The organism is Hyphomicrobium sp., from assembly GCF_036780825.1.
GTDB lineage: Bacteria > Pseudomonadota > Alphaproteobacteria > Rhizobiales > Hyphomicrobiaceae > Hyphomicrobium_C.
The window spans coordinates 201,385-225,707 of the sequence record NZ_DAIQCD010000002.1 but is presented as its reverse complement, the minus strand read 5'-3'; the positions used below and the strand labels follow the sequence as shown (position 1 = coordinate 225,707).

Genomic DNA, 24,323 nt, shown 5'->3' with positions numbered 1-24,323 from the left:
GGAGCTTCTCGAACCACTACACCAAGGGCAAGTTCGTGGCCGACAACAAGTGGGACCCGAACGCGGTGTCGAAGCAGTGCGGCGCAGCGGTGATGCTGAAGGCGCTTGTCGAGGCCGGCCACATCGCGCCGCCGGCGTAACGCGCGCTCAATCGAACGACGGGCGGGACTGGCGCAGCTTCTTCACCGACCCGCGGCGCACCTTGGCGTCGACGCGGCGGGCCTTGGCAGCACGGCTCGGCTTGGTGGCGATGCGCGTCTTCGGCTGAGGCAGCGCGGCGCGCACGAGATCGACGAGCCGGGCACGGGCATCCTCGCGGTTGCGCTCCTGCGTGCGAAAACGCTCGGCGCGGATGACCAGCACGCCCTCGTCCGTCAGGCGCCGGCCGGCGAGACGCATGAGACGCTGGCGCACGGCCTCGGGCAGGCTCGGCGAGTGGCCTACGTCGAAGCGGAGCTCGACGGCGGTGGAGACCTTGTTGACGTTCTGCCCGCCCGGACCCGAGGCGCGTATGAAACGCTCCTCGAGCTCACGCTCGTCGATCGAGAGGCTTTTGCTGATCTCCAACATGGCGCGGGTGTAGCAGAATTTTTGGCAGGAGGCGTCAAAGAAGCGAAACGATCGCCAAGGCGATGGCAAGCACGATCGCCGTGGTCGACCATCCCTCGCCACCGACGAGAAAGGCAGCAAGCGCAGCGCACGCCACCAGGATCGGAAGCACCAAATCCGTGAGAACGAACGCCGTTGCGCTCGGCGTAAGGGGACCCGCGAGCCGTTCGCGGCGCTCGCTCCAGGCGTCGGCAAACACGACGACGGCCAGCGTCGCGCCGAGCAGCTTCATCCACCACCACGCCGGTGACGCGCTCTCGCCATAGGCGAAGATCGCGAGTGCGAGCACGATAAATGCCAGCACCATCTGCACGGTCAGGCTTTGCTTCATGTCAGTCGGGTGTCCTCGAAGATCAATCGCTCGACGCAGGCCGCAGCTCCTTGCTGCCAGGGCGGCAGGCGGAGCCCGAACGTGGCCTCGAATTTTGCGCAGTCAAGCTCGGCGTTAGCGGGACGGGGCGCCCGCGATGGATAGTCCGACGAGGCGATCGGCTCAAGCGGCGCGCCGTGCAGCCCGCGCTTGGCGCCCTCCGCCAGAAGCTCGGCAGCAAGGCCATGCCACGACGCCGTGCTCGTGCCGGCAGCATGGTAGGTGCCCCAGGCTTCTTCGCCGAGCTCCTTCGCCGCGAGCTTGTGGGCAATGTCGAGGATGGCTTCGGCCAGATGCGGCGCATACGTGGGGTTGCCGTGCTGATCCGCGACGATGCGCAATGGCCCGTCGCCGCCGGCCGCTTCCAGGACGCGCCGCGCGAACGTCTGCCGCTTGGAGCTGAACACCCAGCTTGTGCGCAAGATGATGTGGCGAGGATTGGCGTCACGGACGGCTTCTTCACCGGCGAGCTTCGAGCGGCCGTAAACCGTAACGGGAGACGGTGCATCTCCCTCGGCGTAGGGCTGGTCCTTCGTGCCGTCGAAAACGTAATGCGTCGAAAGATGGATGACGGGAATATTGCGCCGTGCGGCTGACTGGGCCACCAGCCCCGCGCCATCCCGGTTGAGCGCGAAGGCGCCGTCCACGTCCGTCTCGGCCTTGTCGACGGCGGTGTAGGCGGCGCCGTTGATGACGAGGGTTGGCTCGAGATCGCTGAACGCCCGCGCGATGGAGCGCCGATCGCGAACATCGAGGGCGGGGCGGCCGGCCGCGAGCGCCTTGATCTCGGTCCGCGACGGCGCCGCCTCGATGAGCGCGCGGGCGATCTGACCGTGCCAGCCGGCAATCAGCAATCGCATGGGGCCCCCCGGAGTTGTCTAGGACGACATTGTAGCAGGCTTGGCGGCGTGCGTGCCCGGCAGACGCATCATTGCGCCAACCACAAAACGGCGCCACCGGACCGGGGTTCCGGTTTCGAAGTGCGCCAGTTCGCCATGAAAGGTTCGTCATCCCATCAGGACGAAGCCGTGCGCGCCGGAACGTGCGATAACGAAGCGCGGCCAAAGGAAAGCCTTGAATGTCCGCAAGCCCAGCCAAACCGGAATGGCTTCAAGCCTTCCCTCCGCTCCCCTGCTGATGGATCTTGGTGCATGGATCAGGAAGAGCTCTTTCGCCGCCTTGCCGTGGCACTTGCCATCGGCCTGCTCGTCGGGCTCGAGCGTGGCTGGCAGACGCGCGAGGAAAGCGACAATCAACGCGCGGCAGGCCTGCGTACCTTTGCGCTGACGGGGCTACTTGGCGGCATCTGCGGACTGCTGTCGATCGCAAGCGGACCCGTCGTGCTCGCCGCGGGGTTCTTGGCACTCACGGGGGCCATCGGCAGCTTCAGCTACCTTGAGGCGCGCAGCGAACAAAACTTCAGCGCCACCGGCGTCGTAGCCGCGGCTCTCACCTTCGCGCTCGGTGCCTACGCCACGCTCGGCAACGAGGCCGTTGCGGTCGCCGCGGCCGTGGCCATGGCCATCCTGCTCGCGCTGCGGGAGTCGCTCCACAACTGGGTGCGCAAGCTCACCTGGCTCGAGATCCGCAGCGCTTTGATGCTGCTGGCAATGACGTTTCTCCTGCTGCCGATCCTGCCGAACCGGCCGATCGATCCCTGGCAGGTCCTCAACCCGGCGGAGATCTGGCTGTTCGCCATCCTGATCGCTGCCATCTCGTTCGCCGGCTATGTCGCGATCCGCGCGCTTGGCGAGCGCAAGGGCGTGGCCGTAGCCGCGATCGCCGGCGGGCTCACCTCTTCGACAGCGACGACGCTCTCCTTCGCACGGCTCGCCCGCGACAATCCCCAGAGCACGCGCCTTCTCGCAGGGGGCATTTTGCTTGCGGGCGCGACCATGCTGGCACGCCTCGTCGTGCTGGCGGCGATCATCAAGCCGGCGCTGCTCACCGTGATCCTCGGGCCTGCCGCAGCGGCCGGGGCGGTGCTCCTCACCGCGGCCGGCCTGCTCATGTGGCACGCGGGCGGCGATGGCGCGAAGGCGGCCGCGCTCGAGCTACGCAACCCGTTCGATCTCACCACGGTGCTGCAGCTCGGGGGCCTCATCGCCGTGATCATGGTCGTGGCCAAGGTGCTGGCGGACCGGGCCGACGCGGCGGGGCTCTACCTTCTCGCGGCCGTATCGGGCATTGCGGACGTGGATGCGCTCACGCTCTCAATGGCGCGCTTCGCGGGGACGCAAGTCGGATTCACCGAGGCGAGTACCGCCATTCTCGTCGCGGCAGCGGTCAACACGGTTGCAAAAGCCCTGATGGCGGGCGGCGTCGGCGGGGCCCGGCTGGGCACATGGGTGGGAGGATCGAGCGCTGCGGCCCTCGCCGCGCTTGGCCTCGCGCATTTGGCATTCCGCTAAGGTGCCGTTCTGTTTCAACGCGTTATGTCAGGCCTCGCTAAAAGCGGTGACCGAAACAACGTTGCTACACAAACGCGTGATCGGGAAAAAGCCCCGTTGCGGGAGGTGTTATAGTATAGCATAACCTGCGATGTGAGGGTGATGTTGCACTTGCAGCGGCGTCGATACCCAAACAGCCGGATCAGCGGGCCGCCACCTGCCTCCGGCGTGACGAAGGACGGGCAAGAGCGCGATCGAACAAGCTTTCCTCCTTGCTTGATTGGGTCCCTTCCGTCCGAGGTCGACAGGATCCGGCCGCCCGGCTTTCCGGTGCTATCCGGTCCGAATGAGGTCACGCGGCCGCGAGCGTCAGCGAACTGGCAACGCCATGATCATTTCGCAAGCTCGCGGCTGCGCCCGGCTCCCGCCAGGACGGCCTCCGTCAGCAGATCCGGCACGCCATTTTCCCGCATAAGAACGGAAAGCGCCGCCGCCGTGGTGCCGCCCGGCGAGGTGACGTTCCGGCGCAGTTCGCCAGCATCGAGATCCGAACGAGCGAGAAGCTCGCCGGAACCGGAAACCGTCGCACGGGCGAGGCGGCGGGCAAGCGCGGCATCGAGGCCCGCGGCGATCGCTGCCTTCTCGAGTGCCTCGGCAAGCAAAAAAACATAGGCGGGACCGGAGCCAGAAACCGCGGTCACCGCATCCATGAGCGCCTCGTTCTCGACCCAGGCGACCTCCCCCACGGCCGACATCAAGCCCTCGCAAAGTTGCCGATGCGCGGGCGTCACGTGCGGGTTGGCGGCGCAGACTGTGATGCCGCGGCCAATGGCGGCGGGCGTGTTGGGCATCGCACGAACTACGGCGGAGCCTGGCGGCAGAAGCGTCTCGAAGCTTTCGAGCATTCGGCCGGCGGCAATGGAAACCGTCAACGTGCCCGCATCGGCGAACCTCGCCACGGAGGGAAAGACGTCGTCCATAACCTGGGGCTTGACGGCGGCGATGATGACGCCCGGAGGGGATGGCATCGCCTCGATGCGCGCTTCCGCGGCGATGCCATGGCGGCTGAGGAAGGCCGCGATCTCGGATGGCGGAGCAGGGTCCTGCACCCGCACGCGGCTCGGGGCGAGACCACGCGCGATCAAGCCTTCGAGCAGCGCGCCGCCCATCTTGCCGGCCCCTACGAGAAGGAGCGGCCCCTCGAATGCAAATGCCATGGCCTTACCCGATTGAATGCGAGCGCTGGTGAGCTCTTAGGACTATAGGTCTCCAGGGCCATGTTATGCGGGCCGGGGAGATCCTGTCACGCAGCGGCCCCGGGTCACTCCGAGAAGCGGCTTTCCTGCGGCCGGCTCCAAGCTCAAGCCTGGCCCTCGGTCTGGAACATCGTCGAGACGAGCGCCTCACGGCTTTCCTTGCCCGCCCAGACGACGAACTGGAACGCCTGGTAATAACGCTCGCACGCTTCCAGCGCCGCCTTCAGGATGGCCTCGCACTGGCCGGGCGTCACCACCGCGCCGTTGAGAAGCAGGGCGTGGCGAAACATCACCAACCCCTCCTGGGTCCAAAGATCGAAATGGCCTAGCCAGAGCTGCTCGTTGATCTGGGCGATCAGGCGGTACATTTCGTTGAGCCGGTTCTCCGGCACGCGGAAATCAAACGCGCAGGCGAGATGCAGCGCCTCCAGATCGTCACGCCAGTTGAGCGAGACATGATAGTCGGTCCAATCGCCGCCAACCACGAGCGTCAGCTCATCATCGGCTAGGCGATCTGCAGTCCAGCCGTATGCGGCAGCGAGCTGCTCCACGAGATCAATCGGGTGGATCATGCGCTCGTGGCCCTTTTCGGACGATCCCATTCTGGCTCCTTGAAAACCGGCGACAGCTTTGTAACCGCCGACCGCCCGCGCGGTCCATGACGGGATAGGGCGAAACGCGACTTGTCCTTGGTTAATTCGTCAGATGCGGACGAAAACAGACGACGGGACGAATCGCAAGGCGGCGGCAATCTTGTCCACGAGCATTGTGCCAGCGGCCCCCATCGCACGGCGGAAGCGCTGCAATTGCGCATCGCTCGCAACACAAAACGGAGAGCAAGATCGAAGCGGTGTGGAAACGGCAGGCCACGCTCTCGACAAAATGGGCGAAGCAGCGTGCGACGCATGACTGCCGCACGGAGCGATGCCGCTTCACGCTCAATCGAGGATCGGCATCACGCTGTTTAGCCGACGGCGCCTTCCGCCAGAAAGCCGTCTCCGCTTCCCAGAGCATTCTAAATCAGTCCGGCCTGCGTCGCTGCGTGCAACCGAGGGGAGGCTCGCCTTCGGGCGCGGCTCTTTCCAATCATCGCCCCCGAAAGAAGCACTTTTAAGAGGCGGACCCGCCTTTTTCGAGCGCCGCCACGCGCGCCTCTAACGCAGCAATCACCTCCGCAAGGCGCTCGTTCTCGGCGCGCGCCTTCTCGGCCATCGTACGCACCGCGTCGAACTCCTCCCGCTTCACCATCTCCATGCCATCGAGCATGCGCTCGGCCTGGGCGCGCATGAAGCCCTCAGCCTCCTGGCGCAACCCCTGTGCGGCGCCCGCGGCGTCCGTCATCAGCTTTGCGACCTCGTCCAGCAGGCGGTTCGATGTCTGTGTCATCGGCGTTCCTTCAAGCTCGCGTCGCCTCGAGGCGATCGCCCGACCTTCAAACCGGGACTATGGTAGCTCCGCCGCTGCCGTTCAAGCGGCTCGCCAGCCGTTGCTTGACACTCACACCCAGACCCGGCAGCGTCCGCCGCGCATTCCGAGGGTCGGCAGGCAGCACCTGTCGCGCCGTCCCGACTTTCCTCGCAAACAGGCCTCCGCCCATGAGCCTTCTCGCCATTCCGTTCCCGGACTTCGACCCGGTCGCCTTCTCGATCGGCCCGCTCAGCGTCAAATGGTACGGCCTCGCCTATCTAGCCGGACTGCTCCTCGGCTGGGCCTATATCAAGCGCCTGCTCGCGACGCCGCAGCTATGGCGGAACGATACGCCGCCGTTTCCTCCGGCGAAGGTCGATGACCTTCTGCTTTACATCACGCTTGGCGTGGTGCTCGGGGGGCGCCTCGGCTACGTCCTCCTCTACGAGCCCGCCACCTATCTCTCATCTCCGCTCGAGATCTTCGCGATCTGGAAAGGCGGCATGAGCTTCCACGGGGCCTTTCTCGCCTCGGCGCTGGCGATCTGGCTCTTCGCACGGCGCAACGGCGTCAGCGTGCTCAGCACCGGAGACCTGGCCACGGCGGCACTGCCGATCGGGCTCTTCTTCGGCCGCCTCGCCAATTTCATCAACGGCGAGCTGTTCGGCCGCGTCACGGACGTGCCGTGGGCGATGGTGTTTCCGCACGCCCGGATGCTCTACCCCGCCGTCGAACCCGCGACGCGCCACCCGAGCCAGCTCTATGAGGCGGCCCTCGAAGGGCTACTTCTCTTCATCGTCCTACGTGTGCTGACGCACGCTTTGGGAGCGCTCAAATCTCCCGGGCTCGTGACGGGCACCTTCCTTACCGGGTATGCGCTGGCGCGGTCCTTCTCGGAAATCTTCCGCGAGCCGCACGATGTGCACCTCCTGAACATCGGACCGCTCACGGCGGGCCAAGTCTATTCGCTCCCCATGCTGGCGGTCGGCCTTTACCTCATCTGGCGGGCACGCCGCGAAAATGCGCCAAGCGCCCGATGACGGATACGCCGCTCTCCGCGAAGCTCAAGGCGCAGATCCGGCGCAATGGCCCGATCAGCGTCGACACCTACATGAGCGCCTGCCTGCATGATCCGGAGCACGGCTACTATCGGCGCCAACCGGCTATCGGCGCTGGCGGCGACTTCGTCACAGCGCCCGAGATCAGCCAGGCGTTCGGCGAGCTGATCGGCCTCTGGGCGGCTGTCGTCTGGCAGCAGATGGGGGCGCCCGAACGGCTTCATCTCGTGGAGCTCGGCCCGGGACGCGGAACGCTGATGCGCGACGCGCTGCGCGCGGCCCGCGTCATGCCCCGGTTTCGCGCGGCGCTGGCGGTGCATCTGGTCGACAGCAATCGCACGCTGCGTAAAGCGCAGGCGGATACGCTCTCCGATGCTGGCGTGCCGCTACAGTTTCACGACGAGGCGGCTGCGCTCGCGGATCGGGCGCGCGTGCCAGCCGGCCCGGCGATCGTCGTTGCGAACGAGTTCCTCGATGCGCTGCCGGTTGCGCAGTTCGCGTACGCGGACGGGGGCTGGCGCAGACGCAAGGTCGCGCTCGGAGACCCGCCCGAGGAAACCTTTCGGTTTGTGCCCGATCTCGAAACCGACATGCTGCCCGCAGCGCTACCGACGAACCGCGAACCGCGGGAGGGCGATATCTTCGAAGTGTGCGAAGAGCACGGCCGGCATGCGAAAGAGATCCTCGGTGCACGGGCTCGGCTCGGTCCGCTGGCGGCGCTGTTCATAGACTACGGCCATGCGGCGACGGGCTTCGGCGACACGCTGCAGGGCGTAGCCGGGCAAGCCCATGTCTCGCCCTTTCATGCGCCGGGCGAGACAGACCTCTCGGCGCAGGTCGACTTCCAGCATTTCGGTCAGGAATGCCGTGGCACCGGTCTCGCGGTCGACGGGCCCCTCTCGCAGGCGGAGCTTCTCGGGCGCCTTGGCATCATCGAGCGCGCCTCGCGGCTGATGGCGGCCAATCCGGCACGGGCGGCGGAGATCGAAGCCGGCGTGGCGCGCCTCATCGCGCCCAACGGCATGGGCTCGCGCTTCCTTGCGCTCGGCGTGCGATCACAGGACATGGGACCGCTGCCAGGTTTCGAAAGCTAGAATGGTTGCGCGCGTAGAGCGCTTCTATCGTTGACGAAGGGGAAGACGTTTCATGCTGAGCCCGCTCGAGGCTGACAGCCTCTCCATTCTGCCGGGCGTCCGCCACGGCTTCTTCACCCGGCAGGGCGGCCTCTCGCGCGGCCTTTACACTAGCCTCAACTGCGGAGCGGGATCGCGGGACGATGCGGTCGCCGTGATCGAGAACCGGTCCCGGGTCGCTAAGCACCTCGGCAGCTACTCAGACGACGTTCAGACCGTTTACCAAACCCATAGCGCCACTGCCCTCGTCGTGGACCAGCTCCGCGACCGCCTTGACCTGCCTAAGGGCGATGCGGTGGTAACGCGCACGCGGGGTCTCGCCGTCGGCGTGCTCACCGCCGATTGCGCGCCGGTCTTGTTCGCGGATGCGGACGCCGGCGTCGTGGGCGCGGCACATGCCGGCTGGCGCGGCGCTCTTGGCGGCATTCTCGAGGCGACCGTGGCCGCTATGGAGGGCCTCGGCGCCGAGCGGGCAAGGATTATCGCTGCCCTCGGACCGGCGATCGGAGCCCGCTCCTACGAGGTGGGGCCCGAGTTCGTGGCTGCGTTCGAAGAGGCGAGTGCCGATAACGCCCGGTTCTTTACCATACCCAAGGGGCGCAAAACGCCCCATTTCGACCTGGCGGGATATGTCATGCACCGGCTCGAGGGGCTCGGCCTCAGACGCGCCGAGAGGCAGTCTCCCTGCACTTATGAAAACGAATCGATGTTCTTCAGTTTTCGGCGTGCAACACATCGAAATGAGCCCGATTACGGGCGCCAAATCTCCGCCATTGTTGTGACCTAACTGCAAAATCCACAACTGTGCTGTGGATGTCGCGGATAGAATTCGGCACGTTGCCAGTTCTGGTCCGATTCCGTCTGGACGCGTGGCGGGCGTCTGGCTACAGGACTCATAGAGGGTACCGGCAGCGTTACGCAGAGGGAAGGCCGCAAAGTTTGTACGCCGGCCGCCGGAAAACAGCGGATCAGTCATAGGGGGACGTCATCGTGACGACCATTGATGCTGCTGCGGCATGGCGTGGAAACAAGTCAGTCGTGTTCGCAGTTTGTGCAGCCCTCATGGGCTTCGGTCTCGGGGGTTGTGAGACGGGCTCGAACCTGTTCGCCAGCAATTCCGACGAGAGCTCGATATCGATCGCGGGCCAGCCCCCGGCTACCGCGGCGAACGCTGCCCGGATCGCTGTGGCACCCGTGATCGGTGCGCCTGATACCGTCGCCAAGCAACTCGAATCCCAGGTCGCGAGCGCCATCGAAGCGCAGCGGATCGCAATCGCCAAGGATCCGAACGCCAAGGCTGAGTATACGCTGCGCGGCTACATCGTCTCCGCGCGCGAACAGGGGCGGACGAAAGTCTCCTACATCTGGGACGTCACCGATCCGTCCGGCAAGCGCGTCAATCGCATCACCGGCGAGGAGGTGCTCACCGGCACCCAGTCGAAGGATCCATGGGCCTCGGTCACGCCACAGGTCATCGGCACGATTTCAAACAAAACGGCGGGCTCGCTCGCCGCGTGGCTGCCTTCGCAGAACCCAGCCGCGGTGGCTGGCAGTTCGTCCGCTCAGGGCGGGAACCAGGCGCAGGTCATCGGCGGCACACCGCCATCGACGGCGGGCTACACGCAAACCGCCGCGACGGCACCGGCGACCGGGCCGGCGACCACCGGCAGCATCGCCCGTCCCGGCGCTGTGTCGGCCATGGTGCCGAGCGTAGTCGGCGCACCGGGCGATGGCAGCGTAGCCCTCACCAACGCCATCCAGCGGGAACTTTCCCGCAGCGGCGTGGCGCTGACCACCACCCCGTCGGGACAGACCTATAAGGTCGAGGGCAAGGTCGCCGTCGGGCCAGGGCAGAACGGTAAGCAGCCGATCCAGATCGACTGGGACGTCAAGGACCCGCAGGGCAAGAAGCTCGGCACGGTCTCGCAGAAGAACGAGATCCCGCAGGGCTCGCTCGACGGCGCCTGGGGCAAGACGGCCGACGCGGCGGCTTCTGCTGCTGCGCAAGGAATCGTTAAGCTTCTACCGAAGGTCAACTGACACCGCGTCGAAAGGGCCGACGGGGCTGGTTGGCCACTCTGAAGGAGAGTCTGCTAAACATCGCGGGCCCGGGGAGTTTACACACCCGGGCTCGCGCGTTATTACGCGCGTCATCGGAGCGTCGCATGAGGAGCGTTCATGCCATTCGATGTACGCGGAGAGAGTGGCAGGGGCGGCCAGACCATGAAAATCGTAGCCGGCAACAGCAACCGGCCACTAGCGGATGCCATAGCGAAGTATCTCAAGATCCCACCGGCGAAATCCCAGGTGAAGCGCTTCGCGGACATGGAAGTGTTCGTCGAGATCCAGGAGAACGTGCGCGGACAAGACGCGTTCGTCATCCAGTCGACGTCCTTCCCCGCCAACGACAACCTGATGGAGCTCCTAATCCTGATCGACGCGCTGAAGCGCTCGTCGGCCCGGCGCATCACCGCCGTCATTCCCTACTACGGCTATGCCCGCCAGGACCGGAAGCCCGGTCCGCGCACGCCGATCTCTGCCAAGCTCGTCGCCAACCTCATCGAACGCGCCGGCGCCAACCGCGTGCTGACGGTCGATCTGCATGCCGGGCAGATCCAGGGCTTCTTCGATATCCCGACCGATAACCTGTTCGCGGCCCCCGTCATGGTGCGCGACATCGAGGAGCGGTACGGAACGGAAAACCTCGTCATCGTCTCGCCCGACGTGGGCGGCGTGGTGCGCGCACGCGCGCTCGCCAAGCGCATCGACGTGCCGATCGCCATCTGCGACAAGCGCCGCGAACGGCCAGGCGAATCCGAAGTCATGAACGTGATCGGCGACGTCGATGGCAAGCGCTGCATCCTCATCGACGACATCGTCGACAGTGGCGGCACCGTGGTGAACGCCGCCGACGCCCTGCTCGACAAGGGCGCGACGGAGGTGATGTGCTACGTGACGCACGGCGTGCTCTCGGGGGGCGCGGTGTCGCGCATTCAGAATTCCCGGCTCAAGCACCTCGTGATCACGGATTCGATTTTGCCGACGGCGGCTGTAGAGGCGGCGCGCAACATCCGCGTGCTTTCGATCGCCCCGCTGCTCGGAGAGGCCATCCTGCGCACTTCCCGCGAGGAAAGCGTATCGAGCCTGTTTTATTAAGCCAAGCGGACAGGTAGCGTGGACGCGCTCTGAACTCTAAGCGCAGCAAGCCCGGCGTTTATCCCGCCGCGATCTCGAGAACCTCGCTGATCTGCGGCGGGTATGAGGGCCGCATGTCTTCGCTGTCCCAGACGCCTTCCGCATAGCGTGTTCCGCCTTCGCCCTGGACCGAGACATCCTTGAAACCAGCGGAGCGAAACTTATCGGCGATCATGTCGTTGCTGGCGAGCCGCTCGACGAAGCCGAGCGTGATCGTCGCCCGGTAGCGTTTCCCGCGCTGAAGGTTGAAGATCATTGCAGTACCTCCCCTTCCATTGCGCACGTCACGGCACTCGTGCGCCATGATGCGCATTTTTTCTAGAGCCGTTCCAGTTTAAGTAAAACCCCGGAACGGCTCTAAGTTTTTGTTTTTTTTTGTGCTTCTTTCCGGAAGCACCCTAAGTTCTAGCGCTCAAGCCCTTTCGCTTTGAGATCGGCAAGATATTCGGCCCAGCGCTTATCCTTTTGCAATGACAACATGTGAAGATAGGACCAGGTGAACAGCCCGGAATCATGCCCATCGTCGAAGACAACGCGCACGGCGTAGTTGCCGACGCCGCGGAGCTCCCGGATCTTGACGTTCTTCTTCCCGGCAACGGTGACGCGCTGGTCCTTCGAGTGCCCTTGGACCTCCGCGGACGGGCTCAGAACGCGCAGGAACTCCGCCGGAAGCTCGTGCTCGTCCTTGGTTGCGAACAGGACGCGCAGCGCCTCTCCGCCATGCACCACCTTGAGCTCGGGCGGTTTCATGCCGCGACCGGCTGCCCTCTCAAGCTCGCTCCATGCCTTGGCCGCGATGCTGCGGAAAGCGTCCGCGCTCGGGCTTTCTGGCGCCGTGGCGGTGATGGGGCGGCCGGAATCGGACGTCTCACGGACTTCCATGGTCAAGGGGACCTCGCCAAGGAAGGGAACCTCGAGCTTCTCCGCTTCCGCGCGCGCTCCGCCGTGGCCGAAAATATCGTAGCGCTTGCCCGTATCTGGCGCGATGAAATAGCTCATGTTCTCGACGATGCCGAGCACCGGCACGCTGACCTTACGGAACATGGCAAGGCCCTTGCGGGCGTCGATCAAGGCCAAATCCTGCGGTGTCGAGACGACGACGGCGCCGGAGAGCGGCACCTGTTGGGCGATGGTGAGCTGAACGTCTCCGGTGCCGGGCGGCATGTCGATCACCAGCACGTCGAGCTCGCCCCAAAGCACTTCGCGAAGCATCTGGTTGAGCGCGCCGACGACCATCGGGCCGCGCCAGACGATCGGCGTGTCCTCCTCGACCATGAAGCCCATGGACATGGTCTTGACGCCATAGCCCTCGATGGGGACGAGCTTCTTGCCCTGCGCCTCGGGCTGTTGGCCCGTGACGCCGAGAAGGCGGGGCTGAGACGGCCCATAAATGTCAGCGTCAAGGATGCCGACCTTGAGACCGAGCGCCTGGAAGCCGAGCGCCAAGTTCACGGTGACCGTCGACTTGCCGACACCGCCCTTTCCGGAGGCGACGGCGATGATGTGGCCCACGCCTGGGACGCCCTGCGTCTGGCGCACGGGTGCCGGCCCCGGCTGAGGCGGACGGTGTCCACCGTCCCCGCCGCCGCTCCGCGCGCGCGCTTCCGTCACGCGGTGGTGTTCACGGCCATTGGCGGACGACGCCGCGGGCCGCGCAGCCTGGCCGGGCGCCGCATCCGCCGTCAGCACGGCGACGACGCCCGCGACCCCCTCGATCTCGCGTACGACCTTTTCTGCCGCCTCGCGCAGCGGTTCCAGCTCCTCGGCCCGCGCCGCCGGAACGGTAATCGAGAAATAGACGCGGCCATCCTTGACGAGGATATCGGACACCAGCCCGAGATCGACGATATTTCCGTCGAGATCCGGCCCCTTCACGCGCCGCAACCGCTCGACAACCTCACTTCTCAGATCGGACATTCCACGCCTCTGTTATTGCCTCCCGCGGCCGCGCAGCCGGACGCAGGGGCCAGCCAATGCTCGGTCCAGCCCTACGTCATGCCTGGGGTACCCGCAAGGTGGGTTCTCTGCGGTTCTCCCCTGCCGCCCTTTCCGATATAGGAAGGCGGCAGATGTTCCGCCAGCAAAACGGCACCATTGAAAGACGCTTCATGAAATTGCTGCTGGCCTTGAGCCGTGCCATCGATCGGGCGACCAGCGCAGTCGGGCGATGGGCAGCCTGGCTGATCGTGGCCGCAGCCGTCATCAGCGCGGGCAACGCGGTGGTGCGGAAGGTTTTCGACTGGAGCGCGAACTCGCTTCTCGAGGTGCAGTGGTGGCTGTTTGCGGCCGTCTTCCTGCTCGCGGCGCCCTGGACGCTGGCGGTCAACGAGCACATCCGCATCGATGTCCTAAACAGTCGCCTCTCCCACAGGGTGCGCAATGCCATCGAACTTCTGGGCCATGTCCTCTTCCTACTGCCGATGGCAGCCATGGTCGCCTACACGTCCTGGTTCTTCTTCACCTATTCGCTGGCGCAGAACGAGCAATCCCCCAACGCGGGCGGCTTGCCGCTATGGCCTGTCAAAGCCCTCATTCCGGTTGCCTTCACGCTGCTTTTCCTGCAGGGCGTCTCGGAGCTGATCAAGCGGATCGCAATCATGCGCGGGCTGCTGCCCGAGCCGGCCGCGCAGAGCACCTATCACACGGCGGCCACCGGAGCCGATCCCGACAACGGCATGGCGCCGCCGGCGGACGAGGCGCGATGAACCGGGGCGGGGGACGCGTGCCAGCCCGCGCGCGCGAAAGGGGGATCGACAGCCCATGACGGCATTCCTGGCGCAGAACCTCGCGCCGATCATGTTCGCATCGCTGGTCTTCTTCCTCCTGCTCGGCTACCCGGTCGCGTTCTCTCTCGGCGCGGTGGGGCTCGTCTTCTTCTTCGTCGGCGTGGAGCTGGCGCCTTACTCCGACGGCGCCATCACGCTCTCCTGGCATCTCCTGCAATCCATGCCGGGGCGCATCTTCGACGTGATGCGCAACGACACGCTGCTCGCCATCCCGTTCTTCACTTTCATGGGGCTGATCCTCGAGCGCTCGGGCATGGCGGAGGACCTGCTCGAGACCGTGGGGCAGCTCTTCGGCACGGTACGCGGCGGGCTTGCCTACGCCGTCATCTTCGTTGGCGCACTGCTTGCCGCGACGACCGGCGTCGTGGCCGCAAGCGTGATCTCCATGGGCCTCATCTCGCTGCCGATCATGCTTCGTTACGGCTACGACCGCCGCCTCGCGTCGGGCGTGATCGCGGCTTCGGGCACGCTGGCGCAGATCGTTCCGCCCTCGCTCGTGCTGATCGTTCTCGCAGATCAGCTCGGCCGCTCCGTCGACGATATGTACAAGGCAGCACTGCTGCCCGGCCTCGCATTGGCCGGCCTCTATGCCGTCTATGTTCTCGTCGTATCCCTTATCAAGCCGGCCGCCGCCCCGGGCCTGCCGGCGGAACACATCGTCCACCGCGAGGCGGATGGCTCTCGAGGGCTCCTCTCGATCGCAGTTCTGGCAGCGCTCTCGGCCGTATTTGCCGCCTGGATGATGCACGGATCCGCCTACGCCGGCATCGATCGCGCGATCCTGGCGATGGCATGGGCGATCATGTTCGCCCTCGCCGCGGCGCTCGCGAACCGCGCCCTGGCGTTCGTCTCAGGGCGCAGCCTGCTGTCCACAATCGCCGAGCGCGTCACCTTCGTCATGGTGCCGCCGCTGCTGCTCATCTTCCTCGTGCTCGGCACCATTCTCGTCGGCCTCGCGACGCCGACTGAGGGCGGCGCGATGGGAGCGGTCGGCGCGCTCGCGCTCGCCGCTGCCAAGCGCGTGAGCGACAAAGACGTGCGCCGCTTCAACTTCCGCATCGTGCGGCAGGCCGCGGAGGCGACGGCGAAACTCGCGGCCTTCGTGATGTTCATCCTGATCGGCGCGCGGATCTTCTCGCTCACCTTTTACGGTGTCAACGGCCACATCTGGGTCGAGCACCTCCTGACCTCCATGCCCGGCGGCATGTACGGCTTCTTGATCATGGTGATGGTGCTGATTTTCCTGCTGGCGTTCTTCCTCGACTTCTTCGAGCTCTGCTTCATCCTCGTCCCGCTTCTGAAGCCCGCTGCCGAGGCGATCTTCCGCGTCTCTCCAGAAGCGGTCGCCATCGCCAAGGGCTTCGGCCTCGCCGTCATCACAACCACCGATGCCTCCGGCGCCGTGACGGAAGCCGTGGCGGATGTTTCCCCATTCGTGATCTGGTTCGGCGTGCTGCTGGCCGTCAACATGCAGACGAGCTTCATGCATCCACCGTTCGGATTTGCGCTCTTCTATTTGCGCAGCGTGGCACCGCGAGACGCTTACCGCGATACTGTTACTGGGCGAACCATGGCCCCCGTGCGCACCAGCGAAATCTATTGGGGCGCGGTGCCCTTCCTCTGCATTCAGCTGCTCATGGTGGGCCTGCTCATCACAATGCCGGGGCTCGTCATGAGCAAGCCGGAGGTGCGGATGCATTCGCCCGCAGCGGCCACGCCGACGTCTGCGGCTCCGGTCGCGGCTGGCGTGGAGCACGGGCACGGCTTCGCCCTTCCCCCAACGCCGCCACAGATCGAAGGCGCACCGCATCAGGATGCGGGCGGAGCCAGGGCGCCGACGCTCGACATGCGAGAGCTGCCGAGCTTCACACCTCGCGAGCGCGCGCCCGATCCTGCTTATCCCTAAGCGCTCGCCCTGCAACAAAACAAGCAAAGCTTGATCAGCATGGATGCGCGGCACACATGCATCGGGGCGTGATGCCCCGTCGCGCACATCTCGCTCATCTCTCGCGCTTGCTCCCGTCTCATGGGGCCGTTGCGCCACAGTTGCAACTTCGGCTGTGCGGCGTCACAATTTCATACTAGAGATGCTCTTCAGTCTCTTGCTAAGTGGGAGGAGATCGGGCACGGGGCCAAGCGCCTGTGGGGACGTCGGGAAGCTGCTCAATCTACCCCCATCCATCACAGCCTTATGCGCCGACACTCAGCGTGTGTTCCGAAAGTTATTCATGCGGAAGACAAGAAGACCCGCGTCTGCGACGCTTACAAACAACAACATCGGCGATATCGGCGCTCCCGTAGAGGTGCGCCGGCATCCTGGTGCACGCCGCCTCACGTTGCGCGTCAGCCGTACGCGACGCATGGTGATCGTCACGCTTCCGGTGCAGTGCGACCTCAACGAGGCCGACTCGTTCATCACGCGCAATATCGACTGGGTGCGCGCGCGCCTCGATAGCCTGCCCGATCCCGTGCCCTTCACGGACGGCGTGTTCATACCGCTGCGCGGGGAGGCGCATCGCGTCGTGTTCACCGGCCCGTCGCGGCGCGGACCTGTCGAGCGCCATGTCACGGAGTCCTATCCGGAGCTGCGCGTCGCCGGCCGCGAGGAGCATGCACCACGCCGTCTCAGAGACTGGCTCATGAAGGAAGCGCATCGTAGCCTCGATGAACGCGTGCGCTTCCATGCCAAACGACTCGGCGTGACGGCCAAGCGCATTGCCGTGCGCGATCAAACCAGCCGCTGGGGGTCCTGCTCGACGACGGGCGTTCTTTCATTCTCGTGGCGGCTCGTCATGGCGCCCCCCGACATCCTCGATTACGTGGCGGCGCACGAGGTGGCACACCTCAGAGAAATGAACCACGGGCCGCGCTTCTGGGAGCTTGTCGCCAAGACCATGCCCGGCCTCGAAGAGGCGAAGCGGTGGCTGCAGATCTACGGCATGGACCTGCATCGCTACGGTGCCGCGGCCGACGAAGCCTGAACCGCAAGTGGTTCGGCGAGATCGATCGCTTTGAAGCAAGCTCCACCCTAACGACGTCGCTCTCAGCGCGAGCGCGGTGGATGCACGCGGATGCGGCCCTCCGGCGTGACGACGGCCATCCCATCCTCGGCGCCAAGCGCGGCCGCGCCCCCCTGACCGGAATCGGGACCGGCGCCCAGTGACACGGGGGCGCCTCCGACACCCGCGCCAGTACGGGCTTGGCTCGCCGCATCGGGCGTCGTCGCCTGGACCATCCTGCCGTCGCGCTCGGTATTGCGCACCTGCGGCGGAGCATCGGCGGTGACGTCGATGGCGCCGCCCACCGGCGCATCGTCCGGCACGAGCGTCAGCGGAGAAAAGCGGATGTCAGCCGCGAGGGCCGTTGCAGCCTCCTCCTCGCTGATGAAGCCCGCCTCGCGCATGGCGCCAATGACAACCCGTGCGCGCGCAACCGCCTGGTCAGGGCTCGCGCTCGGCGCATAGCGTGACGGCGCCTTGAGGAGCCCCGCGATGACGGCGGCCTCCGCAAGCTCAAGATCACGCGCCGATTTACCGAAGTAGCGTTGGGACGCCGCCTCGATGCCATGCGCGCCGCCGCCGAAATAGACGCGGTTGAGGTAGAGCTCGAGGATATCGCGCTTCGTCAGCCGCAGCTCCAGCCACAGTGCGAGCACGACCTCCTCTGCCTTGCGCGCCCATGTTCTTTCGGCGGTCAGGAACAGGTTCTTGGCGAGCTGCTGCGTAATGGTCGAGCCGCCCTGCGCCAAGCGGCCCGCGCGCATGTTGGCGATGGCGGCGCGCAGCATGCCGAGCGGATCCAGGCCCGGGTGACCGAAGAAGCGCCGGTCCTCAATGGCGATCACAGCCTCGGCCGCATGCGGGGGCAGCATGTCGAGCGGAATGAAGGCGGGCTCAGCATCAAGCTCGGCCGCAAGGCTGCTGCTGCCCCTGCGGATCTCAGGCGCGGCGGCTTGGAGCCGCATGGAGAGCGGGTCCGGAAACGCGATGGTGTAATAGATAAAAAGCACACCGACGGCGAACGCCGCGGCGGACAGCAGCAGGATGGAGCCACGCAGCAAGAGCCGCCACCGCAGCGGCAGCGCAGGCGCGCCGTCCGGCGGCGGCTGATCGTCGGGCCAGTCCGGATACGGCTCATGCCGGGGATCGGAAAATGACGGCCCATACGGCCGTTGCGGATCTCGGCCGCCATAGTCCATGTGCTTCTGCCCTCACACGAAGCAAGCACGCGGCATCCTGCCCCGTTCGGCCATCATGGGCCGCACGCCGCTAATGGTGCGTTAACCGGAGGCTGAGACGCGGTCACAAACGGCCGCAACGAGCCTGGCCCCGCGGACCAAAATGCAATCGCATCGGTTTTTTTGACGGTCGCTGGTGCAGCGAAGCTGCCATTCTCAGCCCTTTCCTGCCCAAGCTTCGAAAAACGCTGTGGATTCCCCAGTTCGGCCATAGGTGACAGCGCGCGACTCAGCGATGGAGTAGAAGTGCTCAATTTCGGCTGATGGTATTTCCTCTAAAGGGCCTCGCAGGGTCGCAATGCCAAGACTGATCCATCTCACCGCGCTCGTCGCAGTCCTGCTGTTCGCGGGGGCCTGCACGAGAGATGCCGTTCGGGAGATGGGGTCGCTCAAGGACACGGAGTTACGTCCCGCGCATAGAACGGCAGATCGGGCGCACGAGCGTTCCGTCAAGGCAGCGGGCGCCTCGGCCGAGATCGAGCGCGAGGATGAGGCAGACGCGATCGAGACGGGCTCCATCGATACGCAGGACTGCCAGGGCGAGCACATCGCCTATCAGGCCACCAAAGAATATCTGAAGAACTTCGGGCCGAGGCCGCCGGATCAGCCGGGCGAGCGCGGACCCTGCCGGCGCAACGCGCCGGAACGCTGAGCACTGGACCAAGATCGCTTCAAGCCTATCCCTCTGAAGCTGGCATCGTTGGTCCCATCGAAAAGCTGAACCCATTACCGGCGCGTTCTGTTACGGCGAACCGAGATCTACATCTCGGAACGGTCAGTTCATGTGCCAGCCATGACTGACGATGATGCTCTCGCCAGTCAGCGCATTGGTCTTGAAGGACGCGAGAAAAAGCGCGACGTCAGCAATGTCCTCGACCATCGTGAACTGCTTGTCCACGGTCTCGCCGAGCATCACTTCCTTGATGACGCGCTCCTCCGTGATGCCAAGCTCTTCCGCCTGCTCCGGGATCTGCTTATCGACCAGCGGCGTGCGCACGAAGCCGGGACAGATCACGTTGGCGCGCACGCCGTGCTCTGCGCCTTCCTTCGCCATCGTGCGCGCCAGACCCAGGATGGCATGCTTCGCCGCCACATAGGCCGATTTCAGCGGCGAGGCCTCATGGCTGTGCACCGACCCCATGTAAATGAGCGAACCTGAGCCCTTCTTGTACATGTGTCTGACGCAGGCCTTCGTCGTAAGAAACGCACCATCGACATGGATCGCCATGATCTTCTTCCAGTCTGCAAAAGGAAAATCCTCGATGGGATGCACGATCTGGATACCGGCGTTGGAGACCAGGATGTCGACACCGCCGAACGCCGCCACTGTCTTTTCGACGCCTGCGTTGACCTGCTCCTCGTTGGCGACGTCCATGGCCACGGCAATGGACGTCTTGGCGTCCCCCAGCTCCTTTGCCGCGGCAACTGCGGCGTCGAAGTTGAGATCGGCGATGGCAACGCGCGCGCCCTCGGCCGCATAACGCTTGGCGATCTCGTGCCCGATGCCGCTGGCGGCCCCTGTTACGAGCGCGACTTTGCCATCCAGTTTCATGGGGTGCTCCTTTCAGGCTTGAGATAATCGTAGACGACCTTGCCGAGGCCGAGCGTGAGGTCGGCGAGAATGTGTGTTGCAGAGAGGACTTCGAGCACGGGCAGCGCAGCCACGGGAGCCGCCGCATGCGGCCTGAGATCGAGCGCAGCCGGCCCCGTCCAGGCTCCCTTGAGCACCACGTCCTCGAGCCGATAGTCGACGAGCTCGAGAATACGCGGCGACCCGTCCACGTGCGGAATGATCTTGAGGAGGTAGTTGGGCGCCGAGAGCGAGGCGGCCACGTGGCCGAGATCGAGCGCGCGATGCTTGTAGCCCATGGTCCCTGTCGCCACGCGCACGGAGCCGTAGTCGAGGGTGCCGATCAAGGTATCCTTGTCTGGCCTGAGAGACGGCTGGGCATACTTTTTCGGAAACCCCCACAGCTCGCGGCCACCGTAAATCGGCGGTCCGTCGTTGAGGTACATGGCGTGGGTATAGCCGCCCGATCTGCCCTCGAAGGATACCGCGATGACCTGTCCGGATTCGGTATAGTCGCCGAACCCCGTCGAGTCCGGCATGCGGATGAACTCGTATCTAACGATCGGCTCATCGAACGAAAGCGGTTCGGGCACCACGGCGCGCAGCGCTTCGGGATCGGTGCGGTACGAGATGATCAGATATTCGCGATCGATGAAGCGATAAGGACCTGGTGGAAAGGCGGGGCTCGTCAACGGCATGGCAAAGGCGCTTTTCTTGACCTCGGCGATCTTCATGGGTGCCTCTCCGGTCGCGGGGGATCCAGCTCTTTCGTAAGGTCGAGCACGGTGACGCCGCTCGTCGGCCGCTCCCGGTGGATCCAGGAGGGGTGCGAAAGCGTCCGCTCGACGTCATCGCGCCCCGAGCGCCAGTGCTCGTTGATGGTGAAGCGAGAGAACTCGTAGTCGTTGGATTGCGTCGCATAGACTGCGCGGCGGTGTATGAGATGCACGATGGTGATCGCCGCATCGCACCCGAGCGCCGACAAGACATGCCAGTCCATCGACGTCTTGAGGCTGTCCGGCATCTTCGCTTCCAGCCGGCGGATGGCGCGGCGCATAGTCTGAAGCTCGCGGAACACGTCCGTGTTGAGCCGCGTGCGGCTCGAGTAACGGATGTCCTTCTCACGCTGCGTGATGTCGAACACCGTCTCCGGCATGGGCCCTTTGGCGCTGAAGAGATCGAGCTGGAAGACGCACATGTCGCTGCGCGGACCGGTCCGGTCGAGAACGTATTGCAGGGGCGTGTTGGAGACGATGCCGCCGTCCCAGTAGGCCACGCCGTCGATGATCACTGGGGGAAACCCCGGCGGCAGCGCAGCGCTCGCCATGATGTGCTCGGGCCGAAGCTCGAGATGCGCCGTATCGAAGAACTTGAGGTTGCCTGTTTCCACCTGCACGGCGCCGACGCTGACGCGCATTTTTCCGGAGTTGAGGTAATCGAAGTCAACGAGCTCGCTCAAGGTCGCGTGCAGGGGGCTGGTGTCGTAGTAGCTGATCGCCTCGAGCGAGCCCTTAGGGTTCAGAAACGGTGGCGGAATACGCGGGTCGAAAAAGCCGGGCACGCCCGTTACGGCGACGAACGCGGCGCTGAGCTCGTTGTAGATTTTTCGCGATTGGTTATCGGTTGCGATGGGGGCAAGCAGCAACCCGCTCGATACGCGCTCCCAGAACGTCTTGAGCCGCTCCACCCGCAGTTCGGGCGGATTGCCGGCGATGAGCGCGGAATTGATGGCGCCAATCGAGATGCCCGCCACCCATTCGGGACACAGGTCCGCTTCATTGAGCGCCGCGAAGGCACCTGCCTGATACGCGCCGAGCGCGCCTCCTCCTTGCAAAACGAGGATCTTCTTCTCAGCATTCGGGGCGTTTTGGCCGTCCCCTTCGAACCGTGACATGCCACGCGCTCTAAGTCTTTGTTGGAGAGACTGATTCACGTTCTGGAGCGAGCCGAAACGCGAGCCGTGCGTTAATTTCATCTTTGGGGACGAGCTCCCGTTTTCAACCCATGTGCGCTCATCTGGCCCGCGGATTGATCCAGGCACGCGTGACTGCGGATCCCGCACATTGAGGAATGTGCGAGTTCTCTGCGCGGCGGCTGGCCCGCATGGGCCGTGATACCTATGTCAGGGATGCTCCATGGGAGCCCGCTGTAGTATGCAAAGGCCAGCTAACGCAGAATGAGGTCCGTCCCGATGCTCATCCGCAGACCTGCCGATATCCCGCCGTCCGAGATTACGCCGCGGAGCCTCTATCTCCGCCGCCGCGAGTTCGTGGCAGGCAGCCTCGGCCTGGCTGCGCTGGTCCTTCTCCCCATGCGGGGGCAGGCGGCCTATGTCGCTGCAAGGAAAAGCACGTTCTCGACCGACGAGCCGATCACGCGTCTCAAGGACGCGACCACCTATAACAATTTCTACGAGTTCGGCAGCGACAAGGGCGATCCCTCAGCCAAGGCGCACACGCTGACGACCGACCCGTGGTCCGTGAAGATCGACGGCCTCGTGGCAAAGCCCGGAGAGATGGCGCTCGAGGACATCCTGAAGCCGGTTACGCTCGAGGAGCGCATCTATCGCCTGCGGTGTGTCGAAGGCTGGTCCATGGTGATCCCTTGGATTGGCTTCCCGCTTGCGGCGCTCTTGCAGCGTGTGGAGCCGCTCAGCAGCGCGCGCTATGTCGCCTTCGAAACGCTGGTGCGCCCGCAGGAAATGCCGGCGCAGCGCGGCTACTTCCAGCCGCTGCCCTGGCCTTACCGGGAGGGATTGCGCCTCGACGAGGCCATGCACCCGCTCACGATTCTCGCCACCGGCATGTACGACGAGGCGCTGCCAAAGCAGAACGGAGCGCCGCTCCGGCTCGTCGTGCCGTGGAAATACGGGTTCAAGAGCATCAAGTCCATCGTCAGGATCTCGCTCGTCGACAAGCAGCCGGAGACGACGTGGCAAGCCCTGCAGCCGCGAGAGTACGGTTTCTACTCGAACGTCAATCCGGAGGTCGATCATCCGCGCTGGAGCCAGGCGACTGAGCGGCGCATCGGCGAAGGCAATGGACTTTTCGCAAAGCGCCGGCCGACGCTCATGTTCAACGGCTATGGCGAGCACGTGGCCAAGCTCTATGCGGGCATGGATCTCCGTGAGAACTTCTGATCCGATCGGCGCTCCCCAGCGCCAGACGTGGCGGAGGCCCGCGGCGCGAGGCGTGCGGTCAGGAGCGGTTGCGGGTGGGCATGCGCCAGCAAGCGTGCGCGGACGTCCCGGAGGCTCATGGCGCACATGGCTCGCGCCCGGAAGCTGGACGCTCTATGCCGTCGGCCTGCTGCCTGCGGTGTGGACCTTTCATCTCGCCATCACCGACCAGCTCGGCGCCGACCCGCTCAAGACCCTGGAGCGCTCGCTCGGGCTCTGGGCGCTGCGCTTCCTGGTGGCCGGCCTCGCCATCACGCCACTCCGCCGCATGGGCGGGCCAAACCTCATCCGCTGGCGGCGTATGATCGGGCTTCTCGCGTTCGTCTACGCCCTCCTTCACGTGACCGTTTACGTCTGGCTCGATCAGGGGCTCGATGCCGGACTCATCTGGAAGGACATCGTGAAACGTCCCTATATTACGGTCGGGCTTCTTAGCTTCCTCATCCTGATCGCGCTCGCGGCGACGTCGAATGCGACCATGATCAGGCGACTCGGCGCCGCAGCGTGGCAGCGGCTGCACCGTCTTGTTTATGTTGCAGCCGCGGCTGCGGCCCTGCATTTCATCATGCTGGTTAAAGCCTGGCCGCTGGAACCATTCGTCTACGCTGCGATCATCGCGGGACTGCTCCTTTACCGGGCGGGCTATCGCCGGAGGAGGCCGTCCAGCCCATAAGGAAAAGGAGGACGCCCATGAGCAAGATCACACACGACGAGGATTATTGGCGCGAGAAACTCACGCCCGAGCAGTATCAGGTGCTGCGCAAGGGTGGGACCGAGAGACCGTTTACAGGCGAGCACCTGAACACGCATGCACCCGGCACGTTCGCTTGCGCGGCTTGTGGAGCAGAGCTCTTCTCATCGGACACAAAGTTCGAATCAGGCTGCGGCTGGCCATCGTTCGATCAGGCGCTGCCGGGCTCGATCGAATATCATCGGGACACCACTCATGGCATGGTGCGCACGGAGGTGCGCTGTGCAAGCTGCGGCTCACACCTCGGCCATGTCTTCGATGACGGGCCGACAGAGACCGGGAAGCGGTATTGCATTAATTCGGTGTGCCTCGACCATCGGCAAGACACGTGAGCCTACGTGGAATGGATGACGCGGCCTGCCCGATGCTGTCGCACCGATCGC

General features: G+C 65.0%; 24 protein-coding genes and 2 pseudogenes. 13 read left to right on the top strand and 13 right to left on the bottom strand.

The window, feature by feature from the left end:
• Window positions 1–147: 147 nt before the first annotated feature.
• Genes arfB through rfbD form a run of 3 tightly spaced genes read right to left on the bottom strand, consistent with a single transcriptional unit; the run spans window position 148 to window position 1,839 of the window.
• The gene (gene arfB, locus V7P99_RS02260; RefSeq protein WP_333793196.1) at window positions 148–570 is read right to left on the bottom strand and encodes an alternative ribosome rescue aminoacyl-tRNA hydrolase ArfB; all 423 of its coding nucleotides are present in this window, start codon (window positions 568–570) and stop codon (window positions 148–150) included.
• 34 nt (window positions 571–604) lie between these two features.
• Window positions 605–940 (bottom strand): hypothetical protein, encoded by a 336-nt coding sequence (locus tag V7P99_RS02255; protein WP_333793195.1) that lies wholly within the window; start codon window positions 938–940, stop codon window positions 605–607.
• On the bottom strand, window positions 937–1,839 hold the full coding sequence (gene rfbD / locus V7P99_RS02250) for a dTDP-4-dehydrorhamnose reductase (protein ID WP_333793194.1): 903 nt from the start codon (window positions 1,837–1,839) through the stop codon (window positions 937–939). The genes V7P99_RS02255 and rfbD overlap by 4 nt, the downstream gene beginning before the upstream one ends.
• A 291-nt stretch (window positions 1,840–2,130) precedes the next feature.
• Here rfbD and V7P99_RS02245 point away from each other — a divergent pair, with 291 nt between their 5' ends.
• Window positions 2,131–3,390, top strand: coding sequence for an MgtC/SapB family protein (locus V7P99_RS02245; protein ID WP_333793193.1), 1,260 nt, complete (start codon window positions 2,131–2,133; stop codon window positions 3,388–3,390).
• 371 nt (window positions 3,391–3,761) lie between these two features.
• Here V7P99_RS02245 and proC read toward each other — a convergent pair whose 3' ends face one another.
• The 3 genes from proC to V7P99_RS02230 form a co-directional block, all read right to left on the bottom strand.
• Complete coding sequence (gene proC, locus V7P99_RS02240) at window positions 3,762–4,586, bottom strand: pyrroline-5-carboxylate reductase (protein WP_333793192.1); 825 nt, start codon at window positions 4,584–4,586, stop codon at window positions 3,762–3,764.
• 143 nt (window positions 4,587–4,729) lie between these two features.
• On the bottom strand, window positions 4,730–5,227 hold the full coding sequence (locus tag V7P99_RS02235) for a YbjN domain-containing protein (RefSeq protein WP_333793191.1): 498 nt from the start codon (window positions 5,225–5,227) through the stop codon (window positions 4,730–4,732).
• Window positions 5,228–5,735: 508 nt separating this feature from the next.
• Window positions 5,736–6,011, bottom strand: a complete 276-nt coding sequence (locus tag V7P99_RS02230; protein ID WP_333793190.1) for an accessory factor UbiK family protein — start codon at window positions 6,009–6,011, stop codon at window positions 5,736–5,738.
• 209 nt (window positions 6,012–6,220) lie between these two features.
• Between V7P99_RS02230 and lgt the strand changes: the two genes are divergently transcribed.
• From lgt to V7P99_RS02205, 5 genes are all read left to right on the top strand, one after another.
• Window positions 6,221–7,072: a prolipoprotein diacylglyceryl transferase gene (gene lgt, locus V7P99_RS02225; protein WP_333793189.1), complete on the top strand. Its 852-nt coding sequence runs from the start codon at window positions 6,221–6,223 to the stop codon at window positions 7,070–7,072.
• Window positions 7,069–8,184 carry a class I SAM-dependent methyltransferase gene (locus tag V7P99_RS02220; protein WP_333793188.1) on the top strand — a complete coding sequence of 372 codons (1,116 nt, stop codon included), beginning with the start codon at window positions 7,069–7,071 and terminating at the stop codon, window positions 8,182–8,184. Before lgt ends, V7P99_RS02220 begins: the two co-directional genes overlap by 4 nt.
• 52 nt (window positions 8,185–8,236) lie before the next feature.
• Window positions 8,237–9,010 (top strand): peptidoglycan editing factor PgeF, encoded by a 774-nt coding sequence (gene pgeF, locus V7P99_RS02215; protein WP_333793187.1) that lies wholly within the window; start codon window positions 8,237–8,239, stop codon window positions 9,008–9,010.
• A 203-nt stretch (window positions 9,011–9,213) separates the two neighbouring features.
• Entirely contained in the window at window positions 9,214–10,263 is a 1,050-nt protein-coding gene (locus V7P99_RS02210) for a hypothetical protein (RefSeq protein ID WP_333793186.1), read from the top strand.
• A gap of 183 nt (window positions 10,264–10,446) precedes the next feature.
• Window positions 10,447–11,379: a ribose-phosphate pyrophosphokinase gene (locus V7P99_RS02205; RefSeq protein ID WP_333793185.1), complete on the top strand. Its 933-nt coding sequence runs from the start codon at window positions 10,447–10,449 to the stop codon at window positions 11,377–11,379.
• A 58-nt stretch (window positions 11,380–11,437) separates the two neighbouring features.
• Here V7P99_RS02205 and V7P99_RS02200 read toward each other — a convergent pair whose 3' ends face one another.
• The 3 genes and pseudogenes from V7P99_RS02200 to V7P99_RS02190 form a co-directional block, all read right to left on the bottom strand.
• Window positions 11,438–11,674, bottom strand: coding sequence for a hypothetical protein (locus V7P99_RS02200; protein WP_333793184.1), 237 nt, complete (start codon window positions 11,672–11,674; stop codon window positions 11,438–11,440).
• Window positions 11,675–11,823: 149 nt separating this feature from the next.
• Window positions 11,824–12,126: pseudogene (locus V7P99_RS02195) on the bottom strand (gamma-butyrobetaine hydroxylase-like domain-containing protein); the annotation flags it as partial.
• 24 nt (window positions 12,127–12,150) lie between these two features.
• Window positions 12,151–13,335: pseudogene (locus tag V7P99_RS02190) on the bottom strand (Mrp/NBP35 family ATP-binding protein); the annotation flags it as partial.
• Between the two features lie 191 nt (window positions 13,336–13,526).
• Here V7P99_RS02190 and V7P99_RS02185 point away from each other — a divergent pair.
• The 3 genes from V7P99_RS02185 to V7P99_RS02175 all read left to right on the top strand — a co-directional run bounded on the left by V7P99_RS02185 (window position 13,527) and on the right by V7P99_RS02175 (window position 17,185).
• Window positions 13,527–14,123 (top strand): TRAP transporter small permease subunit, encoded by a 597-nt coding sequence (locus tag V7P99_RS02185; protein ID WP_333793183.1) that lies wholly within the window; start codon window positions 13,527–13,529, stop codon window positions 14,121–14,123.
• Window positions 14,124–14,178: 55 nt separating this feature from the next.
• Complete coding sequence (locus V7P99_RS02180) at window positions 14,179–16,110, top strand: TRAP transporter large permease (RefSeq protein WP_333793182.1); 1,932 nt, start codon at window positions 14,179–14,181, stop codon at window positions 16,108–16,110.
• A 322-nt stretch (window positions 16,111–16,432) separates the two neighbouring features.
• On the top strand, window positions 16,433–17,185 hold the full coding sequence (locus V7P99_RS02175; RefSeq protein ID WP_333793181.1) for a M48 family metallopeptidase: 753 nt from the start codon (window positions 16,433–16,435) through the stop codon (window positions 17,183–17,185).
• Window positions 17,186–17,247: 62 nt separating this feature from the next.
• Here V7P99_RS02175 and V7P99_RS02170 read toward each other — a convergent pair whose 3' ends face one another.
• Window positions 17,248–18,402, bottom strand: coding sequence for a transglycosylase domain-containing protein (locus tag V7P99_RS02170; RefSeq protein WP_333793180.1), 1,155 nt, complete (start codon window positions 18,400–18,402; stop codon window positions 17,248–17,250).
• Between the two features lie 337 nt (window positions 18,403–18,739).
• Here V7P99_RS02170 and V7P99_RS02165 point away from each other — a divergent pair, with 337 nt between their 5' ends.
• Complete coding sequence (locus V7P99_RS02165) at window positions 18,740–19,093, top strand: hypothetical protein (RefSeq protein WP_333793179.1); 354 nt, start codon at window positions 18,740–18,742, stop codon at window positions 19,091–19,093.
• 123 nt (window positions 19,094–19,216) lie between these two features.
• On the opposite strand, the gene V7P99_RS02160 is transcribed toward V7P99_RS02165, so the two are convergent.
• Genes V7P99_RS02160 through V7P99_RS02150 form a run of 3 tightly spaced genes read right to left on the bottom strand, consistent with a single transcriptional unit; the run spans window position 19,217 to window position 21,905 of the window.
• Window positions 19,217–19,993, bottom strand: a complete 777-nt coding sequence (locus V7P99_RS02160; protein WP_333793178.1) for a 3-hydroxybutyrate dehydrogenase — start codon at window positions 19,991–19,993, stop codon at window positions 19,217–19,219.
• Window positions 19,990–20,745 (bottom strand): acetoacetate decarboxylase, encoded by a 756-nt coding sequence (locus tag V7P99_RS02155; protein WP_333793177.1) that lies wholly within the window; start codon window positions 20,743–20,745, stop codon window positions 19,990–19,992. Before V7P99_RS02155 ends, V7P99_RS02160 begins: the two co-directional genes overlap by 4 nt.
• A complete protein-coding gene (locus V7P99_RS02150; RefSeq protein ID WP_333793176.1) occupies window positions 20,742–21,905 on the bottom strand; it encodes a patatin-like phospholipase family protein in 1,164 nt (387 codons plus the stop codon). Before V7P99_RS02150 ends, V7P99_RS02155 begins: the two co-directional genes overlap by 4 nt.
• A gap of 297 nt (window positions 21,906–22,202) precedes the next feature.
• Here V7P99_RS02150 and msrP point away from each other — a divergent pair, with 297 nt between their 5' ends.
• From msrP to msrB, 3 genes are all read left to right on the top strand, one after another.
• Window positions 22,203–23,150, top strand: coding sequence for a protein-methionine-sulfoxide reductase catalytic subunit MsrP (gene msrP / locus V7P99_RS02145; RefSeq protein WP_333793175.1), 948 nt, complete (start codon window positions 22,203–22,205; stop codon window positions 23,148–23,150).
• Window positions 23,151–23,244: 94 nt separating this feature from the next.
• The gene (gene msrQ / locus V7P99_RS02140; protein WP_442909853.1) at window positions 23,245–23,862 is read left to right on the top strand and encodes a protein-methionine-sulfoxide reductase heme-binding subunit MsrQ; all 618 of its coding nucleotides are present in this window, start codon (window positions 23,245–23,247) and stop codon (window positions 23,860–23,862) included.
• A 17-nt stretch (window positions 23,863–23,879) separates the two neighbouring features.
• Window positions 23,880–24,272 (top strand): peptide-methionine (R)-S-oxide reductase MsrB, encoded by a 393-nt coding sequence (msrB, locus tag V7P99_RS02135; RefSeq protein WP_333793173.1) that lies wholly within the window; start codon window positions 23,880–23,882, stop codon window positions 24,270–24,272.
• The last annotated feature ends 51 nt before the right edge of the window (window positions 24,273–24,323 follow it).